The 15061-nt window shown below is 56.6% G+C and carries 10 protein-coding genes; 8 read left to right on the top strand and 2 right to left on the bottom strand.

Annotated elements, in window-relative coordinates:
- Window positions 1-101: 101 nt before the first annotated feature.
- Together ABIE35_RS01800 and ABIE35_RS01795 are read right to left on the bottom strand one after the other, a co-directional pair.
- Complete coding sequence (locus ABIE35_RS01800) at window positions 102-1178, bottom strand: LCP family protein (RefSeq protein ID WP_089595979.1); 1077 nt, start codon at window positions 1176-1178, stop codon at window positions 102-104.
- Between the two features lie 37 nt (window positions 1179-1215).
- Window positions 1216-2850, bottom strand: coding sequence for a hypothetical protein (locus ABIE35_RS01795; protein ID WP_354512164.1), 1635 nt, complete (start codon window positions 2848-2850; stop codon window positions 1216-1218).
- A 981-nt stretch (window positions 2851-3831) separates the two neighbouring features.
- Here ABIE35_RS01795 and ABIE35_RS01790 point away from each other — a divergent pair.
- From ABIE35_RS01790 to ABIE35_RS01755, 8 genes are all read left to right on the top strand, one after another.
- Complete coding sequence (locus tag ABIE35_RS01790) at window positions 3832-5109, top strand: glycosyltransferase family 4 protein (protein WP_354512163.1); 1278 nt, start codon at window positions 3832-3834, stop codon at window positions 5107-5109.
- 8 nt (window positions 5110-5117) lie between these two features.
- Complete coding sequence (locus tag ABIE35_RS01785; RefSeq protein ID WP_354512162.1) at window positions 5118-6839, top strand: glycosyltransferase family 4 protein; 1722 nt, start codon at window positions 5118-5120, stop codon at window positions 6837-6839.
- Between the two features lie 118 nt (window positions 6840-6957).
- On the top strand, window positions 6958-7845 hold the full coding sequence (locus ABIE35_RS01780) for an ABC transporter permease (RefSeq protein ID WP_354512161.1): 888 nt from the start codon (window positions 6958-6960) through the stop codon (window positions 7843-7845).
- Window positions 7832-8725, top strand: coding sequence for an ABC transporter ATP-binding protein (locus ABIE35_RS01775; protein ID WP_354512160.1), 894 nt, complete (start codon window positions 7832-7834; stop codon window positions 8723-8725). The genes ABIE35_RS01780 and ABIE35_RS01775 overlap by 14 nt, the downstream gene beginning before the upstream one ends.
- Before the next feature lie 232 nt (window positions 8726-8957).
- Window positions 8958-10634, top strand: coding sequence for a glycosyltransferase family protein (locus tag ABIE35_RS01770; RefSeq protein WP_354512159.1), 1677 nt, complete (start codon window positions 8958-8960; stop codon window positions 10632-10634).
- Between the two features lie 16 nt (window positions 10635-10650).
- Window positions 10651-11949, top strand: a complete 1299-nt coding sequence (wecC, locus tag ABIE35_RS01765) for a UDP-N-acetyl-D-mannosamine dehydrogenase (protein WP_337339260.1) — start codon at window positions 10651-10653, stop codon at window positions 11947-11949.
- A 38-nt stretch (window positions 11950-11987) separates the two neighbouring features.
- On the top strand, window positions 11988-12326 hold the full coding sequence (locus ABIE35_RS01760) for a hypothetical protein (RefSeq protein ID WP_337339261.1): 339 nt from the start codon (window positions 11988-11990) through the stop codon (window positions 12324-12326).
- Window positions 12326-14980, top strand: coding sequence for a glycosyltransferase (locus ABIE35_RS01755; RefSeq protein ID WP_354512158.1), 2655 nt, complete (start codon window positions 12326-12328; stop codon window positions 14978-14980). The genes ABIE35_RS01760 and ABIE35_RS01755 overlap by 1 nt, the downstream gene beginning before the upstream one ends.
- Window positions 14981-15061: the final 81 nt, after the last annotated feature.

Genomic DNA, 15061 nt, shown 5'->3' with positions numbered 1-15061 from the left:
CCACGTGCGAGAGGCCAGGAAGCCACAAGGAAGCCCCTGGACGCGACGAGTGCGCGTACAGGGGCTATGCCCAGCAACAACATTTGCGGCTGACTCCGGCGTTAGTTTCCTTTTTCCAGAGCGTGGGCAGTGACGTAGGCACCCAGCTGGTCCTTAGAAAGGGCTCCCGCGATCTCTGCTATGGCTGTTGTGTCTGCGACAACAATAGACTGGCCGTCAGCTGAACTGCCCGTGCCGAGAGTTGGCAAAGTGAACATCACAGTGTCATTGGCCCGCAGATCCTTCATACCTAGGGCAAGGCTGCCGATGGCAGCCGCGTCGAAGCTCTTGTCGACGCTGATGAAAGGAGACACTGCGCCAACCATACTGTTGACGGTTACAGGGTTGGTCAGAGTTTCACGTGCGATCGTCTTGCTAATGATTGCTTTCATATATGCCTGCTGGTTCCGCACGCGCTGGTAGTCGCCGTCGCTGAACGACATACGTTCACGGACAAATGCCAGCGCCTCGTCGCCATTAAGTGTCTGCTTTCCGGCTTCGTAGTAGTGGCCCTTCATAGGGCCCTTGGCCGGTGCAAAGGGGATCTTGACGTCGACTTCTACTCCGCCCAGAGCATCAGTAAGACCCTTGAAGCCTTCAAAATCGACCATTGCGACATGATCAATGCGCTGCTGGAACAGGGACTCAACAGTCTGGACCATCAGTGGCACGCCCCCAAGAGCCAAAGCAGAGTTGATCTTCGATTCGCCCTTTCCTGGAATATCTACCCACAAGTCACGCATAAGCGAGACTGCATAGACATTCTTGCGGTCTGCCGGGATGTGCACGAGCATCAACGTGTCAGCGCGCTGGTCCGTGGAGGCCTGGGTATCGACGTCGAGTTCCGCTGACCCACGGGTGTCACTGCCCATCACAAGGATGTTCATTGCGGCGGTGCCATTCACGGGCTCGGTCTTCTGAGGTCGTGTCGACTCTTCAGGGAAAGCTGTCTCGATCTTGGTGGTGCCCGAATTGAACGTCTGAGCAAGGTTGTAAAGATAGCCACCCCCAATCAGACCCGCGACGAGCACGGCGGCTGCAAAGCCAAGGAGTACGTTCCGTACAGTTTTCTTGCCGCTTTTCTGCCGTCTGGGACGGGACTCTGAGGTGGGAGTTTCGGTATCGTTCGGGAGCGTCATGTGTTCCTTGATGTTGGCATCAGCAGTGACGATTCTATCAAGGCGAAAATACGCCGTCCGCAAACTCCACGTTTTGGTCGGAGACCCGCCGGTTGCTGACGTTCACCAAGTAAGGGGTTCCAGGGGGCAATGTTGATCCATCGAGACTAATGACGATCGATTCAAGTCTTGGATTAGGGCCGGGGTCTTCAGCGTCTTTTTCCACCGTGCTTGAGGGGTTTGAGTCCAACTCATGGGAAGCGCCGTCACTTGTGGTCCAAGACACTTTCACTTGTCCACCGGAGAGGTTGAATCCGACGACGGTCAGTATGCCTGCTTCCGAGTCGACCTTAGCGTCGGTCACGACAGGGGACGTATGGCCCGACTGCAATTGCTCCTTGAGCGGCGTGCCGGTGCCTTTGCACGTGAAGTAGGGATCCCACATGAATGAGATTATTTTTTCAGCCTGAGCCATCTGTTGAAGCTGACGATCCATTCTTTGCAAAGTAGTTTGCCCACGAAGGCTGTTGCCGCACGTATTGGTCTTTGTGGAAGGGGCCATGCCTTCCAAATTGGCCCACAAAACGGCACCTGTCCCGGTGATGCCGTCCGCTGCGGCTTGGAAGTAGTCCCTATTGGGTGCCACGTACTTCTCGCCCCACGTCCCGTTGCCGACGATGGTTGCGGCGAAAGTATCCACGGGCTCGCTGCCCTCGCTGGGCATGTATGCTGCGCCCTTTCCAGTTCCAATTCCATCTTGGATGGCGATGTTCAGTGCGAGGCCACCCGAGGTCTGGGCGATCCGGCGTATCCCGAGCCGGGCATCCTGAGGGCTGACGTTGGAGGCCGCTGATCTGGACTCGATATATGGACTAATGACTGCTGAACGGGTCGGAAGTGCGCGCTTAATTGCCGTGTTTTGCATCTTGTAGAGAGACAAAACAGGGTCGAAAAATTGAGCGGAACTGATTGGCATCTCGAAGTGATGGTAAAAGCCGGCAAGACCTGGAACGTCATTATTGGCGGCCTGGTACTCCAAGAACCGCTCCGTGAAAAGGTCAAGGGTATTCATGTATGAAAGATCGGGTAGGTAGTCAACGTCGGTCCGCTTGACTGGTGCAGGGAGACCCGCATAGAACTTCATGCCTAACTCCGTTGCCGCCGACGACAACGCGCCGGCTGGATCTTCGGCAGACTCTTTGCTGCCCCCCACTATCACCACGTCATAGGTTCCGTCGGGGGAGTTGCAGCTGCGGCCCTCTGTGGGCAGCACCAATATGGTGTAGGACTTGCCGGCGGATGAGACAGTCCGGTCGTTGGGACACTTCGAGACAGAGTCCCCCCAATGGCTTCCGTCGGAATAGGTGAAGTATCGATGAACACTTAAGGAGGTGCTGACGAATTTGCCGCAGGCCATACCTTGCACAACGCAGTCGGTCGGCAGGGATTCCTCCGTGGCCGGCCTCAGAAGGGTGCCAAAAGTGATCGCTGTATCTCCACCCAAGGCCTTGATATCTGCCATCTTGTCCCTGTTGGCGGATGACTCGGTATTGGCGGTGATGAAGTAGCCGCTGATGGGATGGGTGGGCGGCGAAGCGGGGGTGTTGGGTGTAACGGCGGTGTTGGGTGTTACGGCGTTATTGTCCCAGGGAGCGAGGATCACTCCCGCGACGACCAGGAGGGCCGCGAGCATGGCAACGGCCCATCGCCTTATTCCTTTGGGGGATGGCCTCTGCGGCGATGATTGTCGGGAGAGGTTAGGGGGCGTCATGTATTCCTCTGAATCGACATCAGCAGAGACGACTCTATCAAGAGAGGGCATAATCCCGCCCCGGCGGGCGGGCTCCCGGCGGATCTCTGCGGCTGAGGGGGATGGGTCTAGTCCATACGATAAACTAATCCGGGTCGCCCCTCCGCGGAGGGGAACGTCCGCGCGCCGTCATGTCTCAGGTGGTTGCGATAAATGGATCGCCGAAAGCGTTCTGAAACACATACAACGGGGGGAAAGTTGGGCACTGGAATCAAACGTGTTCAAGCCGTGCTCGTGGTCTTCTTACTGGCCAGCATCGGGTTCATAGGCATTCAGCCCGCTGTCGCCACCGAACTGGAGCCGGGACCAGGGAGTGAAACCGGGCAACCGACCGAAACGGCAACTCCCACCCCACCAGTGGTGCCGCCGGTCGTAGTGCCTCCGATTTTGGAGCCGTCTCCAACCCCCCCTCCTTTGGAGCCGGAGAAAACGCCGGAACCAGCTCCTCCGGCTGTAGAGCCGGCACCCGTTGCTCCTCCGGTCAACGAGCCCGTGGCCCCGCCAGCCGTTGAAACAGTTGCTCCCACCGCTCCCACCCAAGAGACGCTTTTGCCAAACCTGCCCAGGGACGGCGAGGTTCAGGGGTATGTTGATCAACCTTTGGTTCCTGAGGAACCCACGACGGCCCCTGCGGAGTCCACACCGTCTCCAACGCCCACTCCGATGCCAACCAAATCAGCGGCGCCACCCGTTGCCAGCGCCGATATTGCGGGTCCGCTAAAGGTTGCCTTGGCACCCGTTGCTGAGAACAACCCCCTTGTCCAAGGGGTTACCATCCTCGTGCTGATTCTGCTGGGCGTTGCATACTTCCGTGCTCTGCGTTCCAAGGGGAGTCCTCGCCCCCGTCTTAACGGCAAGTAGCCCATGGGTTACTCCCTAACCGGGGAACAGGCTGCGGAAAATCCTGCATCACCGATGCGCCTCATGCTCCTCACGCACTCTTATTGGCCAGAACATAGCCCACCCCAACGCAGGTGGGCCTCCCTCGCTCGTGAATTCCGTAAAGCTGGCTGGGACGTGGACGTTGTCGCGCCTGTGGCCCATTATCCAAACGGCCGGCGCAATCTGCCCCGCCGACAAGCAGGACTCGCTTTTTCGCATCAGCGAGGTCCTCATGGTGAAACCATCCGACGGGTCCCCTATCTGAGGCACATGGGCACGTCGTCCCTTGCCCGATTTATGGATCAGCTGTTCTCTGCTGTTATGTCCGTTCCCGTGGGCCTTGGAGGCAAGAAGCCCGACGCCATTCTCGCCACGGCTCCCAGCCTTCCTACGTTGGCCACCGGGTACGTTCTCTCCAAGCTCAGGAGGGTCCCTTTTATTGTCGAGATGCGGGATGCATGGCCGGACCTGGCACGTGATGCTCGTATCGTTCAGGGCAGCGTAAAGAGTCTTGTGGAGCATGCTGTGGAGTTCTTGCAGCAACGGGCCGACTTGGTAGTTACAGTGACAGAGGGATTTGCTGACACGCTTCGCGCGCGGGGCATCAAGCATGTAGCCACGGTCAGTAATGGACTGGATCTCCATACAGTCCCATTCCTGGAGCCCCCCGCTCTTGATCGTACGGAGTTCCGGGCTCTCTACCTTGGCAATCACGGCAAGAGCCAGAAGCTGGACATTCTCATCCGAGCCAGCGCATTGTTGGGAGATGGTTTTCACCTGACACTGGTCGGCCAAGGTACAACCAGGCCTCAACTGGTCAAGCTCGCTCGGGAACTGAACGCTCCGGTGACCTTTTACCCATCGCTTCACGGCCCGGCTGTTCTTGAAAAGTACCGGGAAACGGACACTTGTATCGTGTCGCTTCGCGATGATTGGAAGTCATTTGAGACAACCGTTCCGTCGAAGACCTACGAGGTTCTGGCGATCGGCAGGCATGTGACCGCAATCGTCCGAGGTGAGGCTGAGCGAATCATCCGCGAAGCCCAAGCGGGCGACGTGGTGCAGGCCAATCCTGAAGCTGTTGCTCAACTGTGGCGCGAGCTTTCCCAAGACCGCCAAAGGCTCGCAGCAGGCAAAAGTGGTCGTGAGTGGGTAAGCGAGCACGCGGACTATGCGCATCTTGCCCTTCAATATATGCAGGAGATCGCAAAAGTAGCAGCCAAGACCCAGCAGGCGTCAGAACGGCGGGAATCCACATGATTCGCGTCATGACTAACTTCAAGTTGGCAGCAAGCACAGTTGTTGAACACATGACAGAGGCACCGTTCATGCTCGTGCTCCTGATACTTAGGCGGCTGCCTTCATCCGTGGTTGGGCCCGCTGCCACCATGGTTGCAAAAGCAGCACCAAGTTCGTCTAAACCGCTATTTTTGCTCGCAAGTCACGCTGCTGGTGACATTGGCGGATTGGTGAAGCGGTTCGAAGGCACTTCGGCTCAGAGAATCACCGCCGGCCAAGCTCGGAGGGCAAGCGAAATTGCACTTGCCGCGGGACAGCCTGAATGGGCGGACATTTTCTTGGTTCAAGCCGAGGGCGCACGTCAGCGTCCTGCGACTTCGGCGCGACGCAAGTGGTACGACGGCGACATGTCCGGGGCTGTAGAGGCTTTGACAGGTCAACCCGCAGGTATGGCCAGGCAGCGAGCACGACTCGAATCAGAGCTCAAAGTCTTCAGGGGATGGCGCCCCGTACTGCCGAAAATCAGCTTCGAGTCAAAGCCTCGGCGCGTCATGCACCTCTTGACGAATTCCGTACCCCATACGGCCAGTGGTTATGCTCGGCGGACCCATTCGATCCTCACGTCGCAACAAGACTCCGGTTGGGAGACGTTAGCCGTCACCCGTCTGGGCTATCCGGTACAGATCGGTGCACTCACCGCGCGGAAGGACGACGTTGTGGATGGAGTCCACTACACTCGCCTACTTCCAACCCACATGGCCAAGTCCATGGATGGTCGCTTACAGCAGCAGGCCGATGAACTTCTCAAAGTAGCCCGGAGTTTCAAGCCTTCCGTTCTTCATACAACTACTCACTTTGTCAACGGTGTGGTTGCACGCGAAGTAGCAAACGCTTTGGACTTACCCTGGGTTTACGAGGTTCGTGGGCAGCTTGCCGACACTTGGGCATCAACTCGCGGCGACGATGCGCGGCGCAGCGAGCGCTATCAGTTGTTTATGGAGCGCGAGGCCGACGTCATGCGCAGCGCTGACTTGGTGGTAACTCTTGGTGAGGCCATGAAGAGCAATATCGTTGCGTCGGGAGTCCCGGCCAACAAGGTGCTCATCTGCCCCAACGCAGTGGGTGGATCCTACTTGAGGGAACCCCTGGAGCATAAAGCGGCCCGTCTTGCCTTGGGACTGGATCCGGAGGGGCTTTACATAGGAACCGTCAGCAGTCTTGTGGATTACGAGGGCATCGATGATCTCGTCTCAGCATTTGCGCTGCTTGCACCTCGGCTGTCAAAGTTGAAGTTGCTCGTCGTTGGAGATGGGGCGGCGGCTCCTGCTCTTCAGGATCAGGTCCGGCGACTCGGTCTATCGGAACGAACTCATTTTGCAGGTCGGGTGCCGGCAGCCAAAGCGCATCTCTTCCACCAAGCTCTGGATGTATTCGTCGTGCCTCGGAAGGATCTCGCCGTAACGAGGGCGGTCACGCCGTTGAAGCCGGTCGAGGCATTGGCCTCGGGGAGACCTGTGGTGTCAAGTGATCTTGATGCCTTACGGGAGATCGTGCATGACAGGGTAAACGGCCGCTTGGTACCAGCGCAGAAACCTGACGCTTTTGCCGATGCACTGTTCGAATTGCTCGACGACGAAGGTCTGCGACTCCGATTAGGGGCTGCCGGCCGTCAGGAAGTCCTGGCCACGCGGACATGGAAAGCAAACGCAGATCTATATGGCAAGGCTTACGAGACATTGAGGGGCAACTGATGTCAGCGGACAGGTTGGCAACGGGTGCAGCGCTTTCCTGCACCTACGATGGCGTACTGGTTCAGTTGGGTTGGGCTTGCGACACAGTGTTTTCGAAACGATCAAGGAGACCCATTTAGTGTCGGCAAAGAAAGCTAAGCTTCCACCGCCGGCGGCAATACAGCCGTTGTCGGTGGATATCAGGAAGCTCTCCCGGGTCGGGTCCCGTCCGGGGTTTCTGGACTATCTGGTCCAGCTTTGGGATTACCGCCAGTTTATTTTCTACGACGCCCGGGCTCGGGTACAGAGTGGAACACGGAAAGACCGGCTTGGTAGCGCCTGGCTTCTGCTGAACCCCGTCTTCAATGGGTTGACGTACTACTTCGTGTTCGGCCTGCTGCTGCAGACCAGCCATGGCATCGATAATTTTGTCGGTTATCTGGTTGTTGGAGTCTTCCTTTTCCAGTTCAGCGCCGGCGCGATCACGTCAGGTGCGCGATCGATTCGCAACGGTAAATCTGTTGTGCAAGCATTCAATTTTCCACGGGCAGCACTGCCCTTGGGTGCCAACATGCGTGAGATGCTTTCAGCTGTTCCCTTGATTTTGGGCATGCTCCTTCTCATAGTTCTGGTGCCGCCCGCCGAGAAAGTCAGCCTGTTGTGGCTTCTTACCATTCCGGCCGTGATTCTGCAGGGGATCTTTAATCTTGGGATCGGGCTGATACTTGCACGTGTCATCTCGAAGGTTCACGACATCACCCATCTCCTTCCGTTCGTTATCCGTGCCTGGATGTACGGTTCGGCCGTCTTCTACTCTTACGAACGGTTCGTGTCCGATCCGACGATTCTCGCCGTGATGAAGTTCAATCCGCTCTTCAACGTCATTGATATCGTTCGCAGCAGCGTCCTTTACGACCGTGTGCCTTCTTGGGAGTCATGGGCAACTCTGGGTGTCGTCGCGCTGGGGGCACTCTTGATTGGCTTCGTATTCTTCTGGCAAGGGGAGGAGACCTATGGGCGCGATTGATTCAACTGCATTTCTGGATGGTCCACCCTGCGTAGTCATAGACAAGGTCCGGATGACTTATCGGGTGCCATCTTCTGACGGGCGCAGCACGTCCAGCAGACGGGGAATCAGGGGAAGAATTACAAGCCTGCTGGAACGGCCGAACTTGGTCACCGTTTCGGCGCTCAAAGAGATCTCTTTGGTCGTGGAGAGGGGCGAGTCTGTCGGTATCATCGGCCGTAATGGTTCTGGAAAAAGCACAATGATGAAATTGATCAGCGGCCAGGTGGCGCCTACCCACGGTGCTGTCTACGCTTCAAGCACTCCCGTTCTCCTTGGCGTCAATGCCGCACTGGTCCCTGAACTTTCCGGCGATCAAAACGTTGTTCTGGGCTGCCTCGCTATGGGGATGACAAAGGAGCAGATCGATGCTCGTTTCGACAGTATCGTCGAAGTCTCTGGTTTGGATTCCGCCATCTTCCTGCCAATGAAAACGTACTCCTCAGGCATGGCGTCCCGGTTGCGCTTTGCTATTGCAGCATCTGTCAATCCGGAAATCCTCCTGGTCGATGAAGCGCTGAACACTGGAGACGCACAGTTCAACAACCGAAGTAAAGCGCGCATGGATGAGCTGCGGGCCCAAGCGGGTTGCGTCTTCATCGTCAGTCACGGTCTGGACACCATCCGGGACATGTGCAGCAGGGTGATCTGGCTGGATAAGGGCGAGCTCATCATGGATGGGCCCGCTGAGGACGTGACAGCTACGTACAAAGACTTCTCATCCAACCTTTCTCGTGGGAACAACCTCACAGCCGCAGGTATCAAGGATGAAGCCCGTGCAAACCTTGTCGCTACACGTGTGCTCGAACGAGCCAGCGGGCGTCGGATGGAAGGACGCTGACATGCTAGTAATCGAGGACATTCGCAAAGCTGCCTGGCATTACCGACAGGGTGGACTGAACCAGCTCTTGGAGTGGCGCAGGAGACAAAAAGTCGAGAAGCGAATTAACAGTCCACGAGGCAAACGAAAGACGCGACCTGGTTCTTCTGGTTCGGGGCCCGCTAATCTTGCAGCCTTTGGGCCCTATCGCGTACCTGATCGTGATCCGCGACGCCAGGATCTTAGAGTCGGCGTGATTCTGGATGATTTTTCAAGTGCTGCTTACTCCTTTGAATGGAACTTGTTGCACCTTCGCAAAGACTCGTGGCAGGAGCAGTTGGCGGAAACGTCCATCGATTTCCTGTTCGTAGAGTCTGCCTGGAGCGGCAACCAAGGCTCTTGGAAGTACCAGCTCATGGGCACATCCGGACCAAAGCCGGAGTTCTTGGAATTGATGGCGTGGTGCCGGGCGCGGCAGATTCCTACAGTCTTTTGGAATAAGGAGGATCCACCTCACTACGAGGACTTCCTCCCCGCAGCTCGTGAGTTCGACATGGTCTTCACGAGTGATTCAGACCGCATTCCGTCCTATCAAAGGGACTTGGGCCATGACCGCATAGCTCCGCTGCCGTTTGCTGCACAGCCTGCAATCCACAATCCGGTTCGCATTGGTGAGGGTCGCCATTCAAGAGGAGTGGCCTTCGCCGGAATGTACTTTGCTCATAAGTACCCTGAACGCCGACAGCAGATGGATCTACTCCTCAGTGCGGCAAGGGACGCGTCGTCTAAGTCAGGGCCAAGGTTGGACATATTTTCGCGCCAACTAGGTGGCGATTCCAGCTACCAGTTTCCAGTACCGTTCAACGAGAACGTAGTCGGTAGCCTGGACTACGCAAAAATGCTCACTGCGTACAGGGCGTACAAGGTATTTCTCAATGTTAATTCCGTGGTCGGTTCTCCCAGCATGTGCGCGCGAAGGATTTTTGAGATCACCGCTTCGGGGACACCGATAGTCTCAACGCCGAGCGCGGCTATCGGTCACTTTTTTGAGCCGGATGAGGTTTTTGTAGCGGGGTCACAAGAGCAGGGTGAACATCAGATCAGAATGTTGGCCCGCAGCCCCGAACTCAATGATCGAGTAGTTCATAGGGGCCAACGACGAATCTGGAGCGAGCACACGTATGCCCACCGCGCGGAAACGATAATCGCAGCTGTTCTCCCGGAGCGTGTGCGTCGTGTTGCCCTGCCAACAGTCAGTGCTCTCGTGCCGACCATTCGGCCGCATCAACTGGAGCATGTCTTCGCCACCATCGGAAGCCAATCGGACGTTGACGTTGAGTTGGTCTTACTTACGCACGGCTTTGAAGTTCCCATGGACCGTGTGCAAGGTCTGGCCGAAAAGTACGGGGTTCAGCGATTCAAGCTTCTGACCGCGTCCAGGGACTTGACCTTGGGTGAGTGCCTGAACCTGTGTGTCGCGGCATCCTCAAGTGAAGTACTCACAAAGATGGATGATGATGACTACTACGGTCCGCAATATCTTGTGGACCTCCTGCATGCGCTTGACTACTCGAAGGCAGATGTAGTGGGTAAGCAGGCCCACTACATGCACTTTGCGTCAACTAAGGCGACTGTTCTCCGGATTGCTCACATGGAACACCGGTCAACCCGCTTCGTCGTGGGACCAACTATCACGGCGCGTCGGGAGGTCTTCGAATCCCATCCTTTTGAAGCCGTTAACCGAGGAGAAGATACAGGTTTTCTTAGAGCCGTCACCACAGCGGGCGGTTCCATCTATTCTGCCGACAGATTCAACTTCTGCCAGTTCCGGCAGGGCGACGGCCATACCTGGAATGTCTCAGATGAGGAACTGGCCGCGTCCGGCGAAATCAAGTTCTTTGGAGATCCCAAAGAACTCATCACTGTTTAACAAAAAGGGGAAGTAAATGACGAATATCAAAACCGTAGCTGTTGTTGGCCTTGGATATATTGGGCTTCCGACTGCCGCCATCCTCGCGACTAATGGGATCAACGTTGTTGGTATCGACGTAAACCAAAACACGGTCGATGCAGTAAACCGCGGCGAGGTCCCATTTGTGGAACCCGACCTCGGTGTACACGTGGCAGGTGCCGTGAGCCAGGGACACCTTAAGGCAACAACGGAGACTCCATCTGCAGAGGCCTACATTGTGGCCGTACCGACTCCGTTCCGCGACGACCATTCTGCCGACTTGAGCTACATTGAGGCAGCGGCTCGCGGAATAGCACCCCAGCTCAAAGGCGACGAACTCGTTATTCTCGAGTCGACTTCACCGCCTCGCGCCACGCGTCACATGGCTGACTATATTCTCGCCCTGAGGCCTGACCTCTCGCTTGACGGCGCCAATGGTGCCCCTGTTATTCACTTTGCTCACTGCCCCGAGCGAGTTCTGCCGGGCCGCGTAATGATCGAACTCGTCACGAATGACCGCATTGTGGGTGGCATTACGCCCGCGGCCGCAGAACTGGCAAAAGACCTCTATGCGGTCTTCTGCCAAGGGGAAATCTTGGTCACTGATGACGTGACGGCTGAAATGGCGAAGCTGGTTGAGAACTCCTACCGCGATGTGAACATTGCCTTTGCAAATGAACTCTCTATCATCAGCGATAAGCTCGGAATCGATGTGTGGGAATTGATCCGGTTGGCAAACCACCACCCGCGGGTCAACATCCTGCAGCCTGGTCCGGGCGTGGGGGGTCACTGCATCGCTGTGGACCCGTGGTTCATTGTGGCTGCGGCCCCGGAGGAAGCTCAGCTCATCCGGCAAGCACGTATCACCAACGATGCCAAGCCCGAATGGGTTGTGGCCAAAGCGCGCAAGGCGGCTGAGGAAGTCGGAGCCGCGCCGGTTATCGCCACGCTTGGATTGGCGTTCAAGGCAAACATCGATGACCTGCGCGAGTCGCCGTCCATCGGCATCACAGCTGAACTGGCTGAGCAGCTTCCCACGGCCAAGCTCTTGGTCGTTGAGCCGCACGTGGAGGCCCTTCCCGCAGCTCTTCGGGACCGATCCAATGTGGAGCTCGTAGGCACGGAAGAGGCCATTTCCAAAGCTGACGTCATTGTGGTTTTGGTGGACCACGACGAATTTAAGTCCATTTCGCCGGCGGCTTATGCAGGCAAGACGGTAATTGATTCCCGCGGCATCTGGGGAACGGATCTCACCGTAGAAGCAGCTGCCACAGCAGTCCACGCCGCCAACTGACAGCACTTCGGTTACCACAGAGGAAGACTCACTACCTTATGGACCCTAACAACGGGGACGTCGAGCAGATTCGGCAGGGCATTAGCCGTGCGGCGCTTGCGCACAATGTCCAGATCGAAAAACTGCAGGCTGAGTTGCGCGACGCGTACCAGCGGGAAGTGGAGATGGCCTCTGTGGTAGCCGAGCGGCGGCAGTTCAGCCAAGAGCTTTTCACGGCCCGCCTGAAACTGGACATGTACCGGGAGAAATATGCTGCCAGCCAGCGAGATCTCGCAGAGCGCGACAAGAAACTCGCAGCATTGTCCAATTCGGCGCTCGGTGCGCTGCAGCTGAAATATTGGCGCCTGCGCAGGCGCCAAGGACGGGGGAAAGCCTGATGGGTGACACGGAGAATCGCCTGTGGCGGGCTAAGAAGCGCTTGGAAGAACTCGAATACTGCCAATCTGTGTCCGACTCACGGCAGGGGTTTTACACTTCGAAGTTCTACGTGGATTCAGTACTCGCTGGCAAACCCGCAATGCCGTCGACGACGAAACAAAAGTATCTGTCACGACGGAACGCGTCACACGTCCAGGGCTATATTGAGGATCTCCGTCCCATTTTGGAGGATATTCCCGAAACGCTGGGTTCGAGAAGCCTCAGGCCCCATCCGGTTGACGTCGCGATTATTGCCGATGAATTTCTTTACAAGAGCTTCGACTCAACCGCGAGTCTCAGCTACGTCACTCCGGCAAACTATCAGGACGTAGCTGCTGATGCCGGGCTGTTGCTCATAGCGAGTACCTGGCGTGGACTTGGCGGTGAATGGAAAGGGCTTGCGACTCCCACATCGAAGAAGAGGAAGTTCCTTCTCGAAGAGGTCGTCCCATACTTCCGAGCCAAAGGGGTGCCAATTGCCTTCTACTCCAAAGAGGATCCGCCCAACTATAGCCAGTTCCTGAGCATCGCCAAGGCAGCCGATCATGTATTCACCTGTGCAGCAGAAAGCGTTGCTGACTACACAAGGGATTGCCCGGATGCAAGCTCAATTGGAGTATTGAGTTTCGGTGTTAACCCGTATCACCACTCACCGGTGTACTCCCGGAGACACCGTCTCCCGGATGTGCTGTTCGCTGGTTCATGGCATACACAGCGATACCCTGCACGCCGATCGGGAGCGAAAGCGATCTTCGATGGTGTCCTCGAATCGTCTAGAAACCTCGTGATCATTGACCGCAACTGGTCATTGGAGAACAGCAGATACTTTTTCCCGGAAGAGTACCTTCAGCATGTGGTGCCCACCGTTGACCATGATCTGCTTTTGAAGCTCCAGCGGATCTCGGACTTCAACATCAACCTCAACTCCGTTATCTCGAGTGCTTCGATGTACGCCAACCGGGTTGTTGAACTTCAGGCCATGGGGTCCATGGTGTTGTCGAACTATAACGTGGGAGTCAACAACAGATTTCCCAACGTGCTGACGGCCCAAACTACGTCAGACGTTCGGGACGTTTTAGACGGAATGTCCAAGAGCAGCCTCTACGAGGTGCAAATGGAAGGTCTAAGACGGGCCTACACCGATCACCTTGCTCACGATCGCATGGCTGAGATTTTGGAGGCGGCGGGCCAGCCAACGGGAGCTTCGCGGTCGAGGGTGTGCGCTGTCATGGAGTCACCTTCCGAGGAACTGCAGCGGGTCGTTCGGGAGCAGACTGTCAGGGGAATTGAAACAGTCAGCCCCGAGCAGTTGCGCCAACGGTATAGGGAGTTTGATATAGCCGTACCCGTTTCGGACCGGTTCAGATACAGCCCGACCTATGTTGAGGATCTTGTTAACGCGTTCAAGTACGCGGACGTTGATTTCGTCACGAAGTCCATGCCGAATGTCGGCACTGACGCAGTCAAAATGCCCGAGCACGAGTCCTTTTCGACGTTGCCGGAACCTACTGCCGGCGCATTGTGGCTCGAGTCCGATGCCGGCGAAATGTATCTCCGCAATGACCGCGTTCGAGGCAGCGGCTACGTACTCGATCCGCTGGGCATTACCGGACGTGAAGAGTCTCTGGTGCTGTCAGACCCGATGCCGGCTTCGGACGAAGCGCTACTTTCCGTCATCGTGCCCGTTCATAACAACGGCCCTTTCCTGCTTCACAAATGCATCAGGTCCCTTGAGCGTTCGTCCATCTTCACCAAGATGGAGATCATCCTGGTTGATGATGGGTCGACCGACCTGCGCACGCATCAAATACTTGACGAATTAGCGGAGCGGTACAGCCAGGTTAGCGTCTTTAAGTTCGGGGATACGGGCTCCGGTAGTGCGTCCAGGCCTCGAAATAAAGGGCTGGAACTGTCGACGGCGCCTTGGATAACATATTTGGATCCAGACAATGAAGCGATCTATGACGGCTATGCGAAGCTCGTTCAGCTCGCTGTTGATGAATCGCTGGACCTGGCACTGGGTGACATGCTCAGATATTCAGACGGAATCAGGAACTTCCATAACTCCCGAAAATTGGGCCGCCATTTGAACATCTCGCCCGTAGAGGGCGACGACGTCTCGGAAAGTCTCCTCAGTCGCTTGGACTTCTACCCGATGAGTATCCAAGCAGCTGTGCTCAATTCCGCATGGGTTAAGAGCCTTAACCTTGAGCAGCCCGTGGGAGCGCTTGGGCAGGACTCATTCTTCTTCCAGCAGTTGGTACATTACGCCCGCAGAATCGACGTCCTCGAAGTACCAATCCACATCTATTACGGTGCGGTGGAGAACTCTGTAGTAAATACACTCGGACCACGGTTCTACCAAAAGTACTTTCCCTTGGAGAAGGCTCGTGCCGCCTGGCTTGAAGAAGTCGGACTGATGCCGGACTACAAAGCGGGTCGCGCCCAGACATTCATGAAGCACTGGTTTATCCACAAACTCAAGCGCGTCCCTGAATCTGATGTCGCCGAATGTGTTGAGTTGATCCAGCAACTGGGGCAGATATACGCGCCGATAGTCTGGGAGGATCCTGAGGTGTTGGCGATTATGGAAGGTGACCCTACAACGCTCTAGCCTCCCGCGTAAGGACCCTACGTTGCATCCAGACGTTCGGGCTACACCTTTCACCGCCGCGCGGGACAGACGCCACTGGGC

The organism is Paenarthrobacter sp. 4246, assembly GCF_040546855.1.
Taxonomy (GTDB): domain Bacteria; phylum Actinomycetota; class Actinomycetes; order Actinomycetales; family Micrococcaceae; genus Arthrobacter.
This window is presented reverse-complemented; position numbering and strand designations above follow the sequence as displayed.

Excerpts from the sequence above, each read along its gene's own strand:
- ABIE35_RS01755 (WP_354512158.1), top strand. The coding sequence starts at position 12,326 with ATGGGTGACACGGAGAATCGCCTGTGGCGGGCTAAGAAGCGCTTGGAA.
- ABIE35_RS01785 (WP_354512162.1), top strand. The coding sequence starts at position 5,118 with ATGACTAACTTCAAGTTGGCAGCAAGCACAGTTGTTGAACACATGACA.
- ABIE35_RS01790 (WP_354512163.1), top strand. The coding sequence starts at position 3,832 with ATGGGTTACTCCCTAACCGGGGAACAGGCTGCGGAAAATCCTGCATCA.
- ABIE35_RS01775 (WP_354512160.1), top strand. The coding sequence starts at position 7,832 with ATGGGCGCGATTGATTCAACTGCATTTCTGGATGGTCCACCCTGCGTA.
- ABIE35_RS01800 (WP_089595979.1), bottom strand. The coding sequence starts at position 1,178 with ATGACGCTCCCGAACGATACCGAAACTCCCACCTCAGAGTCCCGTCCC.
- wecC (WP_337339260.1), top strand. The coding sequence starts at position 10,651 with ATGACGAATATCAAAACCGTAGCTGTTGTTGGCCTTGGATATATTGGG.
- ABIE35_RS01760 (WP_337339261.1), top strand. The coding sequence starts at position 11,988 with ATGGACCCTAACAACGGGGACGTCGAGCAGATTCGGCAGGGCATTAGC.
- ABIE35_RS01795 (WP_354512164.1), bottom strand. The coding sequence starts at position 2,850 with ATGCTCGCGGCCCTCCTGGTCGTCGCGGGAGTGATCCTCGCTCCCTGG.